The organism is Lactiplantibacillus fabifermentans DSM 21115 (assembly GCF_000498955.2).
In the GTDB taxonomy this organism is placed as follows: Bacteria; Bacillota; Bacilli; order Lactobacillales; family Lactobacillaceae; genus Lactiplantibacillus; species Lactiplantibacillus fabifermentans.
In genome coordinates this window covers 1-15,463 of sequence record NZ_AYGX02000165.1, presented here as the reverse complement: position 1 = coordinate 15,463, position 15,463 = coordinate 1, and the positions used below count along the sequence as shown (strand labels likewise).

Annotated in this window: 13 protein-coding genes and 1 other RNA gene; 7 read left to right on the top strand and 7 right to left on the bottom strand. The window is 43.9% G+C overall.

Annotated elements, in window-relative coordinates:
• Positions 1–715 precede the first annotated feature (715 nt).
• The 3 genes from ffs to DY78_RS14105 all read right to left on the bottom strand — a co-directional run bounded on the left by ffs (position 716) and on the right by DY78_RS14105 (position 1,972).
• Positions 716–802: signal recognition particle sRNA small type (gene ffs, locus DY78_RS15870), an RNA gene on the bottom strand.
• A 48-nt stretch (positions 803–850) separates the two neighbouring features.
• Positions 851–1,357 (bottom strand): tRNA adenosine(34) deaminase TadA, encoded by a 507-nt coding sequence (tadA, locus tag DY78_RS14110; RefSeq protein ID WP_024624592.1) that lies wholly within the window; start codon positions 1,355–1,357, stop codon positions 851–853.
• 6 nt (positions 1,358–1,363) lie between these two features.
• The gene (locus tag DY78_RS14105; protein ID WP_024624593.1) at positions 1,364–1,972 is read right to left on the bottom strand and encodes a class I SAM-dependent methyltransferase; all 609 of its coding nucleotides are present in this window, start codon (positions 1,970–1,972) and stop codon (positions 1,364–1,366) included.
• A 223-nt stretch (positions 1,973–2,195) separates the two neighbouring features.
• Between DY78_RS14105 and DY78_RS14100 the strand changes: the two genes are divergently transcribed.
• From DY78_RS14100 to DY78_RS14085, 5 genes are all read left to right on the top strand, one after another.
• Positions 2,196–2,426: a redoxin NrdH gene (locus tag DY78_RS14100; protein ID WP_024624594.1), complete on the top strand. Its 231-nt coding sequence runs from the start codon at positions 2,196–2,198 to the stop codon at positions 2,424–2,426.
• Between the two features lie 134 nt (positions 2,427–2,560).
• Positions 2,561–4,726 (top strand): class 1b ribonucleoside-diphosphate reductase subunit alpha, encoded by a 2,166-nt coding sequence (gene nrdE / locus DY78_RS14095; RefSeq protein WP_029778938.1) that lies wholly within the window; start codon positions 2,561–2,563, stop codon positions 4,724–4,726.
• A gap of 32 nt (positions 4,727–4,758) precedes the next feature.
• The gene (gene nrdF, locus DY78_RS14090; protein WP_024624595.1) at positions 4,759–5,769 is read left to right on the top strand and encodes a class 1b ribonucleoside-diphosphate reductase subunit beta; all 1,011 of its coding nucleotides are present in this window, start codon (positions 4,759–4,761) and stop codon (positions 5,767–5,769) included.
• A 570-nt stretch (positions 5,770–6,339) separates the two neighbouring features.
• Positions 6,340–6,522, top strand: coding sequence for a hypothetical protein (locus DY78_RS16235; protein ID WP_156093394.1), 183 nt, complete (start codon positions 6,340–6,342; stop codon positions 6,520–6,522).
• 65 nt (positions 6,523–6,587) lie between these two features.
• Complete coding sequence (locus DY78_RS14085; RefSeq protein ID WP_024624596.1) at positions 6,588–7,163, top strand: LOG family protein; 576 nt, start codon at positions 6,588–6,590, stop codon at positions 7,161–7,163.
• A 728-nt stretch (positions 7,164–7,891) separates the two neighbouring features.
• Here the strand turns inward: DY78_RS14085 and DY78_RS14080 are convergent.
• The 3 genes from DY78_RS14080 to mprF all read right to left on the bottom strand — a co-directional run bounded on the left by DY78_RS14080 (position 7,892) and on the right by mprF (position 12,101).
• Positions 7,892–8,572 (bottom strand): ATP-binding cassette domain-containing protein, encoded by a 681-nt coding sequence (locus tag DY78_RS14080; protein ID WP_024624597.1) that lies wholly within the window; start codon positions 8,570–8,572, stop codon positions 7,892–7,894.
• Positions 8,573–9,322: a hypothetical protein gene (locus DY78_RS14075; RefSeq protein WP_024624598.1), complete on the bottom strand. Its 750-nt coding sequence runs from the start codon at positions 9,320–9,322 to the stop codon at positions 8,573–8,575.
• A gap of 157 nt (positions 9,323–9,479) precedes the next feature.
• Positions 9,480–12,101 carry a bifunctional lysylphosphatidylglycerol flippase/synthetase MprF gene (mprF, locus tag DY78_RS14070; protein ID WP_024624599.1) on the bottom strand — a complete coding sequence of 874 codons (2,622 nt, stop codon included), beginning with the start codon at positions 12,099–12,101 and terminating at the stop codon, positions 9,480–9,482.
• Between the two features lie 293 nt (positions 12,102–12,394).
• Between mprF and DY78_RS14065 the strand changes: the two genes are divergently transcribed.
• A complete protein-coding gene (locus DY78_RS14065) occupies positions 12,395–13,081 on the top strand; it encodes a sunset domain-containing protein (protein WP_024624600.1) in 687 nt (228 codons plus the stop codon).
• A 15-nt stretch (positions 13,082–13,096) separates the two neighbouring features.
• Entirely contained in the window at positions 13,097–14,086 is a 990-nt protein-coding gene (locus DY78_RS14060; RefSeq protein WP_024624601.1) for a DNA/RNA non-specific endonuclease, read from the top strand.
• Between the two features lie 674 nt (positions 14,087–14,760).
• Here DY78_RS14060 and DY78_RS14055 read toward each other — a convergent pair.
• Positions 14,761–15,051 (bottom strand): hypothetical protein, encoded by a 291-nt coding sequence (locus tag DY78_RS14055; RefSeq protein ID WP_024624602.1) that lies wholly within the window; start codon positions 15,049–15,051, stop codon positions 14,761–14,763.
• Between the last annotated feature and the right edge of the window lie 412 nt (positions 15,052–15,463).

Sequence of the window (15,463 nt, the reverse complement as noted above, 5' to 3'; positions counted from 1 at the left end):
GAAAAGCGGTCTTGCCCTTCGCTTTTGAGCCTAAAAAGCAAGTCTCAAAAGACGTCCGTGGTGTAAACGGGATCCAACCCAATCCCGTTAACACCACCCGCACGGCAGCTTCCATTACGGTCAGCTGATAGCTAATTTGATTTCTCGATAACAACTGTGCAACGATAATCTGTTGGTTGTATCAGTTATTTTCAGCTTGAATCAGAAACATGATATGACGATATTTCCGATAAGTCTCGATACAATTTAGCAGTGTGACTAATGCGGATAACCTACTTATTATATCAAGTAATTCTTTGAACTTTAGTTGGTATTGCGACTAAATTTGGATTAATTGATTATTATTTTTAGTAAAATACTTACTATATTATATAGAAATATTCCATTATTGAATTATTGCTGGTAATTGAGCAAATCGATAGGGTCTTGATTAACTCACAGCACAACTGCTATTAATACTTTAATTGGCGTTGAGCTGGTTGTGGGCAGGGTCCGGCGCTGTGTCGAAGTTCTTAGGGCGCGTTTTGGGCACCCTTAGAACTTGGGCCGTGTTGCTAGACAGGTGGTTTTCCTGGCTGGCAACCGCCCTGAAGACCGCTTTTTGGCTTCAGGTCTGCCCCACAGCGCCGCGGCCCTGCCCACAACCAGCGGCCGCATTTCAAATTCTGTTTAAATAAAAAGCTCTCAACCGTATGGTGAGAGCTGTTACTTTTCATAAAACTTAAGGCACAAGATGAAGCAAACTTAGTGCTGCTTCCTTCCGGACCTGACACGATTCGTAAATCCACCCTTGCCTTAAGGCCTTGCGGCAAATACTATAATACATGATTTAGCCGTTGATTACCAGCCATCAGTTTAACTTTTTTTCTGCAGCGGCACGACGGGCTTTTTTCTCGGCCTTTTTGCGCTTACGAATCGCCCGGAAAAAGTTTTCTAACATCTCACCCGCTGGGCGCGCTAAGATGCGTTCGTGAACTTCTACTTGATGATTCAACCGCGTATCGTTCATCACTTGATACAAACTCCGGACCGCGCCAGCCTTCGGATCACGGGCGCCATAATAAATTGCCGGAATCCGGGCATTTAAAATCGCCCCGCTACACATCAAGCATGGTTCTAACGTGACGTAGATTTGGCAATCTTCCAATCGCCAACTATGCAAATACTCGCAGGCTTCTTGAATCGCCATGATTTCAGCATGTAAGGTGGCATCTTGGCCATGTTCACGTAAATTGTGACCGCGCCCAATAATTTCGCCATTGTGGACAATTACCGCCCCAATCGGCACTTCGCCAATCACGGCCGCCATCCGAGCTTCATGTAATGCTTCTTGCATCCACTTTTCAGCTTCACTCATCGGTCATCAGCCCTCCTTGCGACTTTGTAAAATATAATAACCCTTATCTTTCTTAATAATCTCACAATTACCAAAGGTCGCCGTCATCATTTTTTTAGCCGATGGGGCGCCTTGTTTTTTCTGCAAGACCACCGTCAACGTGCCCCCCACCACTAGATGTGGTAGCGCCTCCGTCAACATGGCTGACACCACATCTTTTCCAGCACGTACTGGTGGATTCGTGACAATCGCGGCATAATTATTTTTTTCAATTTGTTGATAACAATCCGACGTAAATATGTTAACATTAGTAATCTGATTTAAAGCCGTATTTTTACGGGCTAAACTCAACGCCAATTCGTTGACATCGACCATATCCACGGTCCGGTCTGGTGATTGATAGGCCAAGGCCATCCCAATCGGACCATAGCCCGTTCCTAAGTCTAAAATGTCTCCCGCCGGTAAGATGGCCGGGTTAAAGGCATCCAGCAAGGTTCGTGAGCCGTAGTCAAGCGTCCGCTTCGAGAAAACGCCGTTATCCGTCGTAAAATTAAACTGATGGTCAAAGATTTTAAAATTCCATTGTTTTTCGTCATGCACAACCTCAGGATTGTGTGTATAATAATAGTTGGTCATATTTATTTTCCTCTGAATTTCTGGTCTATATCTATGATAACTGATTCTAAGAAATAACGACAATTATTTTAAATAAATTTCAACACGGTTAAAGGCCGTCACTAACACAACATCTTGTAGTTTGGATGATTTTCATCCACAAGATGTTGTGTTTTTTGATTGTAATTTCCATATCTTGTTGTATACTAAATTTATCGATAAAAACGAATTAAGGGTGATTCAAATGAAAAAAGTGACTGTATTTACTAAGAATAACTGCATGCAATGCAAAATGACGAAGAAGTTCTTGTCCGCGCACGGCATTGCTTTTGAAGAAAAGAATATCAACACTAATCCCGAATACGTGGATTACTTGAAAGACCAAGGTTTCCACGCGGTTCCCGTTGTTGAAATCAATGGCGAAAATAGCATTGCCGGTTTCCGTCCTGATGCTTTAAAACAACTCGCTGTTTAGTTTTACTGCGCTTTTTTGCGTGGTTACATAGCTTGTTAATTGCTAATTTTGATACCGACCCACAATCAATAGAACCTTACTGATTGTGGGTCGTCCATTTTGCCAAACTATATTATGTAGAAAGAGGATTTCTGATGAGCCTAAAAGATTTAAAAGACGTCACCTACTATGACCTAAATAATGAAATCAATATTCCTGTTGATAATCAGATTCCATTGAACAAGGATCAAGATGCTTTGGCAGCGTTTCTCGCCGAAAATGTGGCGCCTAACACGAAAAAGTTTGCGAGCTTAAAAGACCGTTTCGATTATTTGGAACAACATGATTACTTGGAAACTGGCTTTGTGGCCAAATATGACTTTAGTTTCATTGAAAAGTTATACGATTACTTAAAATCACAAAACTTCCACTTCAAAACGTTTATGGCGGCTTACAAGTTTTACGCCCAATACGCTTTAAAGACGGATAATGGTGACTATTACCTCGAAAACTACATCGACCGCGTGGCCATGAACGCGTTATACTTTGCCGACGGTGATGAAAGTTTAGCAATGGACTTAGCGGATGAAATCATCCATCAACGTTACCAACCGGCAACGCCCAGCTTCTTAAACGCTGGTCGGGCGCGCCGTGGTGAATTAATCTCTTGTTTCTTAATTCAATCGACGGATGATATGAACTCGATTGGCCGGACGATTAACTCGGCCCTCCAATTATCCCGAATCGGTGGTGGGGTTGGGATCAACCTCAGTAACTTACGGGGCGCTGGCGACCCTATCAAGCATATTGATGGCGCGGCTAGCGGGGTCGTTCCCGTCATGAAGTTATTGGAAGATAGCTTCTCATACTCGAACCAATTAGGCCAACGGCAAGGTGCCGGGGTCGTTTATTTGAGCGTTTTCCATCCAGACATTATTGCCTTCTTATCTGCTAAGAAAGAAAATGCCGATGAAAAGATTCGCTTGAAGACTTTGTCACTTGGGGTGACTGTCCCTGACAAGTTCTACGAATTAATTAAAGCCGATGCCGATATGTACTTATTCAGTCCTTACGGCGTTGAACGCGAATACGGCGAACCATTCTCATATGTCGATATCACTAAAGAATATGACAACATGGTTAAAAACCCGAACATCAAGAAAACCAAGATTAAAGCACGGGACTTGGAAAACGAAATCAGTAAGTTGCAACAAGAATCCGGTTATCCTTACGTGGTCAACGTGGATACCGCTAACCGCGACAATCCGATTGACGGCAAAATCGTTATGAGTAACTTATGTTCCGAAGTCATGCAAGTGCAAACCCCTTCATTAATCAATGACCAACAAGAATACGAAAAAATGGGGACCGATATTAGCTGTAACTTAGGTTCAACCAATATCGTTAACTTAATGCAATCACCCGACTTCGGCCACTCCGTTGAAGCCATGGTCCGCGCGTTAACATTTGTCACTGATAACTCCAACGTCGATGTCGTACCTTCGATTCAAAAAGGTAACCGCCAAGCGCATACGATTGGTCTAGGGGCCATGGGCTTACACGCCTACTTCGCTAAGAACCAAATGGAATATGGTTGCAAAGAAGCGGTTGACTTTACGAACATCTACTTCTTACTTTTAAACTACTGGACGCTCAAAGCTTCTAACGAAATTGCCCGTGAACGTCACGAAACTTTCGTTAACTTTGAAAAATCAAAATATGCGGATGGCAGTTATTTCGATAAATATATCAATGATGACTGGCAACCAAAATATGACAAGACCATTGAACTTTTCAAAGGCATTTTTATTCCTTCAAAAGCTGACTGGGCCGCTCTCCGCGATGCCGTTATGCAAGATGGCTTATACCATCAAAACCGCATGGCAGTGGCGCCAAACGGGTCAATCTCATATATCAATGACACGACGGCGAGCTTACATCCAATCATCAATCGAGTCGAAGAACGGCAAGAAAAGAAAATTGGTAAGATTTATTATCCCGCTCCCTACCTATCTAATGATACAATAAACTATTATAAGTCAGCCTATGACACCGACATGCGCAAGGTTATCGACGTTTACGCCGCCGCCCAACAACATGTCGACCAAGGAATGAGCTTAACGTTATTCATGCGTTCAACCATTCCAGCCGGCTTATATGAATGGAAAGACGGTCGGACTGACAAGATGACCACCCGGGATTTGAACATTTTACGGAACTATGCTTACCGGAAAGGCATCAAGTCGATCTATTACATCCGGACCTTTACGGATGATGATGGTGAAGTCGGCGTCAATGAATGTGAAAGTTGCGTCATTTAGGACATTAGATTTAGCTAGGAGGAATTCTGCCTATGGCAACAGATTTGGCTTATTACCAAAAATTGCTCAGTAATGGTAACTATAAAGCTATTAACTGGGATCAAGTTTCAGATGCAATCGATAAGAGTACTTGGGAAAAGTTGACCGAACAATTTTGGCTCGATACTCGGATTCCAGTTTCCAACGATATGCAAGATTGGCGTGAATTAGACGACGATCATCGCTGGGTTGTGGGCCACGTCTTTGGGGGCTTAACGTTACTTGACACGTTACAATCTCAAGACGGGTTACAATCATTACGGCGTCACGTGGTTACGTCTCACGAAACGGCCGTATTGAACAATATTCAATTCATGGAATCCGTTCATGCGAAGAGTTATTCCACGATTTTTGAAACGTTAAACACACCGGATGAAATCAACGAAATCTTCGACTGGAGCGACAGTGAAGAATATTTACAAAACAAAGCTAAGTGGATTTACAAGTTGTATGACAACTTAGACGAAGATCCTTTGAAACAAAAAGTCGCCAACGTTTTCTTGGAAACTTTCTTGTTCTACTCTGGTTTCTACACCCCACTTTATTATTTGGGGCATAACCAATTACCAAACGTCGCTGAAATCATCAAATTGATTTTGCGGGACGAAAGTGTCCATGGGACGTACATTGGTTACAAGTTCCAATTAGGCTTTAAGGAACGCTCTGAAAAGGAACAAGCCGAATTCAAGGACTGGATGTTTGATTTCTTATACAAACTCTACGAAAACGAAGAAAACTATGTTCATTTAGTTTACGATCAAGTTGGTTGGTCGGATGAAGTCTTAACCTTTAGTCGTTACAACGCCAACAAAGCGTTAATGAACTTAGGCCAAGATGCCCTCTTCCCAGACACGGCGGAAGATGTTAATCCGGTCGTCATGAATGGGATTTCAACGGGGACTTCTAACCATGACTTCTTCTCACAAGTTGGGAACGGTTATCGTTTAGGTCAAGTTGAAGCCATGCAAGATACTGACTATGATATCGGTGGACCAAACGATTAATGCTTAATAAAAAAGACTGGGTAACCAGTCTTTTTATTTAAACTTTTTTGCGCTTGCCGCTACTTGCCGCAGTTGGCCGACCGTAATTCCATCGTATTGGGACCGGTCCAAGCCTGAGAAGCGGTCTTGGACCTCGCTTTTGAGCCTATAAAGCAAGTCTCAAAAGACGTCCGTGGTGTAAACGGGCAAAATACACCCGTTAACACCACCTTCAGGACGGATTCCATTACGGTCGGCCAACTGCTAAGTTCAGCTTAATGTCAAAAATTGGTTAGCAAATGAATCCAGGACTGAGTGTTCTTGATTACAGCTTGATGACCACAGCTTAAACTGTATGATAATTTTAAAAAGTGATGGTAACATCGATAACTGTCATCATGGCACCCGGTTATAAGTATAATAATGTTCCAAATTGCGTGAATCGTTAGGTTTTAACTAGCATAGCCGACAAAGCCAAATCACGGATAAGCCAATTAATCACTGCGATGGTAGTTACCACGTTTTCTGATACCAAAATCTATTTAGTTGTGAGTCAGCAGCAATGGAAGTTGCCGTGCCAGTGGCGTTAGTTTGGCTGCACTTCGCCGGACTTACGCCACCGACATCTTTGAAGATTGGCGGGTTTTGCCGAGCTTCAAAGTGAGGTTCGAGACCGCTTTTTGGCTCGAACCGGTCGCCACGGCTACTGGAATTGCTGCTGACTCACAACGGCAATTACGCCTTCACCAATCTTTGGAAAGACCCGCTTGTTAACTCGTTGTAGGATCAGCTTCATAGATATTTGTTTCACACCATTGAAAATTTTGGGAGGATTGATTATGGCAATTCATAATGTATGTGTTTTTTGTGGTTCAAACTCGGGGTTAGACCCGCAATTTAGTGAAAAGACGACCGAATTAGGCCACTACTTAGCCGATAATGACTATCAACTCGTTTATGGTGGCGGTGACCATGGTTTGATGGGCAAAGTGGCCGAGGCGACCTTGGACCATCAAGGCCGCGTGATTGGAATCATTCCCCACTTCTTAGTTGAACGCGGCTTAGCGATGGACGGCTTAACCACGTTTGTCGAAACCAAAACGATGACGGAACGCAAAGAAAAAATGTTACATCTAGCCGATGCTTTCATCGTCTTACCGGGCGGCTTTGGGACCTTTGAAGAGTTCATGCAAATGTTATCGTGGAGTCAAATGGATATTCATCAAAAACCCATCGCCCTCTACAATATCGACGGCTTCTTCAATCCGCTTGTCGAAATGCTAAGCAATACGACTAAAATGGGCTTTGCCCCGGCCGAAAACATGGACCTCTTCATCGACGGCCACACCTTAGCTGACATTTTCACCGGCTTCGAGTCTTTCAAACACGTACTACCAAACAAATACACGAACTAATCAGGTTTTCCGTGGTCCAAAATTAACTTGTGACAATGTCCGCTTCCGGTCGGTCCTAATTCCATCCGCTGTGCGGGACAGCCCAAGCCTAAGGAGCGGGCTTGGACTTCGCTTTCAAGCCTAAAGGGCAAGTCTTGAAAGACGCCCGTGGTGTAAGCGCGAAAAAAGCATCGCGCTAACGCCACCTGCACGGCGGATTCTATTAGGGCCAACCTCCAGCTAACTAGACTTACAAATTAGTAACCAAAAAAGGAGTTATCGACATTATTTTCATGTCGATAACTCCTTTTTTGCAAGGTAAATATAGTTAATCGAGCAGCGTTGGCAGTTGCCACGTTTTCTCATGGCAAACGCCATTTAGTTGTGAGTCAGTAGCGTTAGCTCGGCTGAATTTTGCCGGACTGACGTCACTGACATTTTTGAAGGTGCTTTCTTAAAGTCGGTTATTGATGGCTATTTTTGATTAGCCTAACTGTCATCGAAAATATTCAGTCACAATTTCATCTACTTAATATTGTTTCGAAAGTGAGCTGAAATTAGCAATCGGCTGATCGTAATGGAATCGTCCTGAAAGTGGCGTTAACGGGCGTTTTTTTGCCCGTTTACACCACGGACGTCTTTTGAGACTTGCTTTTCAGGCTCAAAAGCGAGGTCCAAGACCGCTTCTCAGGCTTGGACCGGTCCCAGGACGATGGAATTACGGTCAGCCAATTGCGGCAATGCTAAAGCTAACTATGTTGGAACGCTTGCAAGAAACTAGCGGTGGGCGGTTGTTGTTTGAAGGCTTGTTTGGTCAGAGCGGCCTTGATTTGATGGTCCGCTAACCAGAGTACTTGATAGTCGTTGAAGGCATCTAAATCCCGGCGGTCGTGCGTGATCACTAAATAGGTACGCTGCGGATGGGCTTGCATCACTTTGAATAAATATTGCGCGTGCTCGCGGTCGATTTCCGCCGTGGGTTCATCGAGAACGACGAAATCGCGGTCAACTTGTAAGAATAAGAGTAACTGTACTAGCTTTCGTTGCCCACCGGAAAGGTCACCGTAATGTTGCTGCCAAATTGGCGTTAGAAAGTCAAACGTGGCAGCATCGACTAACGGCTGTAAGTCGGTCAAGGTGAGCTGTGGGCGGCCATATTCAATGCCCAAAACTAAGCGGGCCACATCGCTAATGCGCACCCCCATTAACATCGGCAAGTGTTGATTGAGATACAGCGCATGGCGCGGCACTGCAAGCGGCCCCTGGTCTGGTTGCCGTAAACCCGTTAACAGATCCGCTAAAGTTGTTTTACCACTGCCGTTGGCGCCGATTAAGAAATTGACGTGTTGGGCGGCCAAGTTAAAACTCAAGTCCTGAAAAAACGGGGTCGTTTGCTGCGGAAACGTATAAGTTAAATGTTGAATTTCCATTTAGATTCCCTCCGTGGGCAAGATTTTTAACTGCCGATAACTAATCATCCCAATCACTAGCGCCACTAATAACACCCCACCGTATGCGCCAGCGAACGCGCTAAAATGGCCGCCAATGGCATAAAAACTGTCGGTGATTAGAAATGCTGGACTAACCAAGTTCCAAATAAAACTGTTGAAGCTAATCGTAAAAGCCGTCATCACCGCCGCGGAACCGAGCATAATGACTAACGCGACTACATTGACGATGGCGTTAACGGACTGGTACCGCACTGACCAACTCAAAATCGGCAAGCTTAGTCCCACTAGTGGCAAATAACTTAATAACAGTGTTAGCCATAACCGGACGAGGAGCGCCCCTACTGGCAAATGAAACAGCCAACCACTAACCAAGCCGACCCCACTAATAATGAGTAACAGCATCATTAAGTTAACGAGTAGCTTGCTGACAATCAGAACTGAAGGACTAACCACTAATGAATAATATTGCTTCAAATAACCTTGCTCACGCATCCGCGCCACGTCGGCTAACATTTCTAACGTATTGGCAATCACGACCCACGCCACAAATGGCAACACTAAGTTCGTATATTGCCACCAAGTCAAGGACTGTCCTAAATACTTGCGGTCATTGACTAGCATTAAAAAGACTGGCAAGCCGAGTGTGTAAATAAAGAGTGACCAACTATCCAGCAGCACCCGGCTAAAATATTGCGTATAGATTGCAACTTGCATCAAATATTTCCGCATCGGTATCCCCCACAATCCCATCAAAAATTAAATTTTTAATGGTTTTATCATAGGCCCCCGTTTTCTGATTCACAATCATCTGCGCTGCTTTTTAGTCCAAAATAAAAGCACTAGCCACCTCACAATTGAATGTGAACTAACTAGTGCCAAAATCGCGTTAATGTTGATGGTTATTCAACCAATGTTTCAAAATAAATGGATTACGCCGATGTTTGTTATGTTTATCAATGCGCGTATTGACCACTTGCAGCAATTGCAAAATCGTAAAGATTAACGAATTACGTTTACGATAAGCGATATATTTCGGTTCCCAATCGGTCACATACTTTTCTTTATACGACCGTAAGCCTTGGAATCCATATAGCTGATACCCATATTCATAAATTAAATGGGCAATTTTTTCTTGAATAAAACTGTACCGCGACACGCCGACTCCGGCTAACGGGGCCATCCCCATATTGAAATATTGATAGCCATCATCGCGGGCTTGTTCAAACAAGTGCACAAAGACGGTATCCATAATCCCAGATGGGGCGGCTTTACTGGAACGCATCAAGTCAATTGAAGCAATCTGGTCGTTGCCTTGGGGCATGATGTTGGCAAACGCCACGATTTGATGGTCGGGATCATAGACGACCGCAATTGGCGCTTGGTTCAAATAAGTTTCATCGAAGAAGCCCAGCGAGAACCCTTTTTCCGTTTCACCGGCCAGCCAACTATCCGAAACGGCGCGCAACTCGGCCATTGTGTCAGCGCTAAAGGGTGGCTTGATGACTGCAAAGTCATAGTTATCTCGCTTAAATTTATTCATCAAGGCCCGCTCACCGCGCAAGCGTTTGCCAGCTAAGCTGAAGTCAGCTAGCTTCACATGACCTTCTTCACCAGTCTTGATGAAGTCAAAGCCCATTTCATGTAGCCGCATCGTCAACGTTTCGTTGATTTCGTAAAAGACCAACGAACAGCCATCGCTATCAGCGTCGTCCATGAGCTGTTCTAAGGCCGGCTGTAACATTGCCTGGTTACCAAACGGCTCACCCATTAAAATCAATTTGTCGGCCTTCTGTTGGTACAAGAAGATCAATTGGTCGACGCTCTCAACTTGGTAATAATAAACGAGCTTGTCATTTAAATAAGCCAAATGCGAAATCTCATTGCCACCAAACTGATCAATCACGGCTTGGACCCGCTCCGCATCTAATGTTTGACCGAGCCGCTCGTTTTTCCCTTGGGCAAAGTAGCGATACATCGCGACGACAATCAAAGCTGCTAAAACTAACCCAATAATCCCAAATAACCACAGCTTTTGCGATGGGAAGAATAGCGCATCGGGGACCGCATGCCGGTGATGGATTTGCGGCGCGTTATAAACGCCGACAATCGTATACAACACGAACGTGAAGACGTACACGGCACTCACCCACAACGTTTGCCCCCACGAAAAGGCCAACCGTTCACGATAATATGCGTGTCGAGATAACGCCACGATGGCTAAGACGATGACTAAGAAAATAATGAACTTCATCGAAATGGCATCGTAGACCACTAACCAACGAATCGTATTTAAGATGGCCACGAGTAAAATAATCACGGTTGGCCAAAATGCCCGCTTGACCCGCCCGGCAGTCCCGAGCGCCGCCCCAATCAGCAAGAAGGCCATAATGATACTGCTGGCTTGATTGATGAAGAAAAACGTGTACGGATAAACTTGTAAGAACCATTTATTGTTGTAAGCAAAGTTCGGCACGGTCGACATTAGTAACATCAAGAAACCCGAAACGTATAAGAAGACCGTTAACGTCATTTGGGCCACCCGTTGTAATGCGACTTTCGGAATACCTTCCAAGCGGACGTTAAAACGATGCCCCGTTTCATGAATGAACAGTCCTAGGCCAATCGCAAACGGAATGATGTAATAAAACAGCCGATAAAATAACAGCCAAGCCACCGCGTCAGGACGGGAAACGCCCACGGCACCCAGGCCAAAAATCATGAAGACGTCAAAGGACCCTAAGCCCCCGGGCACCATCGAAACTTCCCCCACAACGGAGGCAATCACGAACAACGGGACCACCGCGGCAAAATCAATCGGTAAGCCCATAAAGTTCCCAATCAATAAGAAGAACAGGACACAGCCGGTCCACTCACCAAATGAGCCACTGAGCAACCGCACAACGTTGCCTAAAGTTAAGCCTTCAAAGAATTCTGAGTCATTTACCCGAGTAAAAATAAAGATAACTGGAAAATACAGCGCGCCCCCAATCAGCCAAATCCAGTAACTACTATACATATGACCAATCTGAAAGCCATACACTAAGACGAGCGAAATCATACAATACAGTGACAAGCCGGAAACTAAAAACAAGGCAATCTTCGAAATTGCAAAGACAATTTGTTTCTTGCTAGCCGCTTTATTGTAAAAGTTTGCTCGTAACGACGCCCCTAAGACGCCGCCAAAGCCCCCAATGTTAGTAAACGTGTTGGTGATCCAACCCGCCTTTAAAATATATCCTAACGAATAATGATTCGGTAGGAACTTCGTTATCATGACGTCATAGGTCAACATCGGGGTCACCGCGATAATACCAATGACGACCATGCTCAACAAGTGCCACCAACTTTGCGATGCTAAAGCCGTTGCTAATTGATCGCCACGAACTTCTTTCGCAATTTTGCCGACTTCGGTAATCACAAATAACAGGACGGAAAAGATGAATAGCGCCTTAATAATACCCATGCGTTTATTCAACGTCGCCCCAATTTTTTGTAGCGTTGCCTTCAAAACTCATTCCCCCAAAAAGTTTAATTGTCCCTATTATCGCAATCTTATTTCATTTATACAACCGTGACCGCGGGTTTTCCCCCGACCTCACCGTGGATTCTCATTTAGTTAAGGGTACTGACCTGCTTTAGCAACATCTTGACCGGTGGTAATCATATATGTATCTAATCTTATTTGTTATAAAAAACTAATCGTTAAGCCATCAATTACTTAGTAAAACGCGTTTATTTACCTTTACCACGGCTTTTCCTTTCTTGTATAATTTAGATATTACTTATTGGAGGGGAACTCTTATGTACCGAAAACATACCATTTTGTGGGCCTTATTAAGTCTCACTTTGCTAACCGGTTGTGGCGCCACCACAACCTCAAAGTCTAGTTCTAAAGCTGACGTTCAGACTAAGACCGTTTACGTCACTAAACGCAACTCAGCCGACGCCAAAGCCTGGTCCGCTGCTAAAGCGGAAAGCGCCGCGTATGCCGCTTCGGCCAAAAAACTCAGCGAATCAGCTTCAACGGTCGAAGAAGCCCATAACCAAGCAAGCTCACAGTCTTCCGAACTTGCTGACAGTCACTCCGAATCCGTAGCAGCCGTTAAGGCAAGCTCCGAATCCGCCGCCTCGTCCGCTAAGGCGAGTTCTAAAGCGGTCATCGTGGCGGCGCGGGCTTCTTCCAAGGCCGCGGCTAAATCAGCTTCAGTAGCGTCATCCCAAGCATCTTCACAAGCTGTCGCTAATTCCAAAGCAGCCAGCTCGCAAGCGGCCCAAAACAGTCAAACAGCGACGACTTCAACGAACCACGCTAATAACTTCTCGGGGGATACAGATACCGCGCAAACCGGTCGCATCGTTGGTAATTCCCGGTCCAAGATCTATCACGTGGAAACTGGTCATAATTACCACATGGCTGGCAAAAATGCCGTCTATTTCAGCACAGAGGCCCAAGCCCAAGCGGCTGGTTATCGGAAGTCGTATCGTTAATTTGGAGGAAACAACATGACATACTTAGGACTCATCTTACTTATCGCCACCATTTATTGGGGCTGGCGACTTTTCAAAAAATATCGCGGTTGGCAGTGGTTCAAACATAGCTGGCCGGCACTAATCTTACTGTTCGTCAGTTTTGGCTTAATGGGCAGTAACACGACGACGACCACTAGTAGTGATTCGTCACCGCAAGTCAAAAAGGTCCACAAAACGCGTTGGCTGACGACTGCTAATGACAGTTCGTTGAAAAAATTACAGGCCGATAATCGCAGCGCGTCGAGCAGCTTAAAGTCCGAACAATCATCCGTGGCGAAGTTGCAAAGTACCGTTGAAAAACAAAAGGCTAAAAACAAGGCAGACGGCGCGACTAAAACGACCGCCGCTACGACCGTTAAAGCCACTAAAAATCCAAGCAACACCACGTTAGCTGATAAAAACTACGATGGTCAACAAACCATCACCATCAATAACAATAATCCCGGCTTCAGTAAAGCCGACTTATCAACTAGTAACGGCGCTTGGCAAAAATACGGCGATTTGGACCATTTAAACCGGGTCACGGCCGCCAATGCCCTATTGAACAAATCATTGATGCCTAGCGCGGAACGAGGCTCAATCAGCGACGTTAAACCAACTGGCTGGCACCAAAAGAAAGTTGGCGGCACTTGGTTATACAACCGTAGCCACTTAATCGGCTACCAACTCACGGGTCAAAACAGCAACTGGAAAAACTTGATGACCGGGACCCGTTCACTGAACGCCCCGGAAATGGTGACTTATGAAAATCAAGTCGCCGACTACTTACGCGCCGATAAAAGTCACTATGTTCGTTATGAAGTTAAGCCTATTTTCAAAGGCAACGAACTGTTAGCCCGCGGGGTTCAAATGCGCGGCCAATCCGTTGGTAACAATACCGTTAGCTTTAATATTTACATTTTCAACGTGCAACCAGGCGTGACGATCAATTATGGCGATGGGACTAGCCGCGTTAGTAACTAAGACTCGGTATAGATACGCTTAATCACGTCTAGTTCTGCTACGAATTTTAACTATTATTCACAACCTACTAAATAACGCTGATACCAGTATTGGGTCGGCGTTATTTTTATTTTCTCGACATAATTATTGCCTGTGCAACTTAATTCAATACAATCTTCAAAAAGCTAGCGGTATTCGAATTTGGCCAGTCCAGATTTTAACTATTTCATTTCTCTTCATCTACTTTTACGTCTTTTTTGGAAACTCTGTTAAAATATGGTTGTCAAAAGAAAAACGGCTGTAGAATGGTCAGAGAATATCACAAACCAAACTAACTATTGAGCCACAATTAGTGCTGTTCACAACAATCACTACGGAACTCACAAGTTCAACAAACACAAAATTTTTTTGTACGCTAAGTCCAGTTATAAAACATTTACTTATTCAGAAAACAATATCCTAGAATAACAGGAAAAAATAACTCGATGAGCGTTTTCAACTGTGATTTACAAACAGTTCGCTTATCTGTCACAATATTGTTCGTGTTCTAAACCCGTTGAAATCGACGGGTTTAAAAATGGAGGTTATTGCAATGGCATTCGACAGAGAAATAATTAACTATCAAATCCATACAGATGCAATTAAAGAAAAACTCATTCCGATTACTGTGACAAAAAAGCGGCCTTCGCCGTCATCTATGAATACATTTTCCAAATCAAATTATCAAGTTTTAATCCCTTGGGAGTTAATGGTTCATCAGCCGCTGTCAAACTAGATCCATCTAGGATATGGGCAGTAATAGCATCGTTTATCTCCTCTTCAACATCATCTGGCACATCGAATGGGTATTTTTCATCCTCACTCGCATACGGGATAAGCATTTTAAAAACATCAGGATACTCTTTTTTTATAAAATCAATATCCTCCGAATCCATTCGAAATTTCATACTCATTTTTTTCTTTTCCCTTCCTTTTGGAATAACCATAATACCATACCTATTTATCCGACTTGCAACAACTTTCCTGCGTTAATCGTACCAAAAAATGCGCACAAAAAAACCGCTTGAACCCCGAGGGGTCAAGCGGTTAGGAATTGTTACGTTAAGTAGATGACTACTTAAGGGTAACAGTATTATTTGCTTCTATGACAGTGGTTTAACATAGCCTGTACCAGAATCGTACCAGAATGCAGTTAAAATCAATTTTCATTATATTGCCGGTGCTTCATTTTTCCAGTTTTACATCTTTTAACCTTTTTTGTAAACCTTATAAAAAATCCTACACCGACCAATTAAGGTTAGTGCGGGATTTTTCTTGTTTTATCTAAAATTACAACTTTTGTAGTTAAAAATCAATTTTTGCAATGATTATACAATGAAAGCGTAATTCTCACAACAA

Bases quoted from the DNA above. Each gene is read 5' to 3' on its own strand.
- DY78_RS14055 (WP_024624602.1), bottom strand. From the start codon at position 15,051: ATGGTTATTCCAAAAGGAAGGGAAAAGAAAAAAATGAGTATGAAATTT.
- tadA (WP_024624592.1), bottom strand. From the start codon at position 1,357: ATGAGTGAAGCTGAAAAGTGGATGCAAGAAGCATTACATGAAGCTCGG.
- nrdE (WP_029778938.1), top strand. From the start codon at position 2,561: ATGAGCCTAAAAGATTTAAAAGACGTCACCTACTATGACCTAAATAAT.
- DY78_RS14080 (WP_024624597.1), bottom strand. From the start codon at position 8,572: ATGGAAATTCAACATTTAACTTATACGTTTCCGCAGCAAACGACCCCG.
- DY78_RS14085 (WP_024624596.1), top strand. From the start codon at position 6,588: ATGGCAATTCATAATGTATGTGTTTTTTGTGGTTCAAACTCGGGGTTA.
- DY78_RS14105 (WP_024624593.1), bottom strand. From the start codon at position 1,972: ATGACCAACTATTATTATACACACAATCCTGAGGTTGTGCATGACGAA.
- DY78_RS14060 (WP_024624601.1), top strand. From the start codon at position 13,097: ATGACATACTTAGGACTCATCTTACTTATCGCCACCATTTATTGGGGC.
- nrdF (WP_024624595.1), top strand. From the start codon at position 4,759: ATGGCAACAGATTTGGCTTATTACCAAAAATTGCTCAGTAATGGTAAC.
- DY78_RS14100 (WP_024624594.1), top strand. From the start codon at position 2,196: ATGAAAAAAGTGACTGTATTTACTAAGAATAACTGCATGCAATGCAAA.
- DY78_RS14075 (WP_024624598.1), bottom strand. From the start codon at position 9,322: ATGCGGAAATATTTGATGCAAGTTGCAATCTATACGCAATATTTTAGC.
- DY78_RS14065 (WP_024624600.1), top strand. From the start codon at position 12,395: ATGTACCGAAAACATACCATTTTGTGGGCCTTATTAAGTCTCACTTTG.